Source organism: Achromobacter sp. GbtcB20 (assembly GCF_019091095.1).
Classification (GTDB): Bacteria; Pseudomonadota; Gammaproteobacteria; order Burkholderiales; family Burkholderiaceae_B; genus Achromobacter; species Achromobacter mucicolens.
Map to the genome: position 1 here is coordinate 1 of NZ_JAGXJZ010000105.1, position 718 is coordinate 718.

The window sequence follows — 718 nt, forward strand, 5'->3', positions numbered from 1 at the left end:
TCCGAGGCGGTCGCGGCCAGCTGGTTCGCTTCGCGCGCATGGTCCGCGTTCTGCTTGACGGTGGTGGTCAGGGTTTCCATGGCCGAGGCGGTCTTCTCGAGCGAGCTGGCCTGCAGTTCGGTGCGCGAGGACAGGTCGATGTTGCCGGCGGCGATTTCGCGCGAGGCGGTGCCGATGGTCTCGGTGCCGCGGCGTACCTGGCCGACGATCTTGACCAGGCTGTTGCGCATTTCGCTCATTTCGGCCAGCAGGCTGCCGCGCTCGGCGGTGCTGGTGTCGATCGCGATCGCCAGGTCGCCATGGGCGATGCTGCCGGCGATCTTCGTGGTGTAGTCGGGCTCGCCGCCCAGTTGCTTGAGCAGGCCGCGGGTGATGATCCAGGCGGCGACCACGCCCATGACGACGGCAACGACCAGCATGATGACCATGAAGTTACGGGCGTTGACGAAGGCGTCGGCGGCGTCCTGCTGGCTCTGGGCGCTCTGCTTGTCTTCCAGGGCGACCAGCTTGTCCAGGGCTTCGGTCCACTTCTTCTGGACCGGACGCACTTCGCGCACCATCACGCGGGTGGCGTCCATGGCGTTGTTGGCCAGGTAGAGTCCCGAGGCCTTGGCGATGGCCGGCAGGGCGGCAGCCTCGTGCTGCTTGACCTCGACCAGCAGCGCCTTTTCGGCGTCGCTGCCGTCGGCCGCGAAGATCTGGCTCAGCTTGTTCTGGG

1 pseudogene is annotated in these 718 nt (G+C 67.0%); it reads right to left on the reverse strand.

Annotated elements, in window-relative coordinates:
• A pseudogene (locus KVT32_RS28010) lies at positions 1–718 on the reverse strand (methyl-accepting chemotaxis protein); the annotation flags it as partial.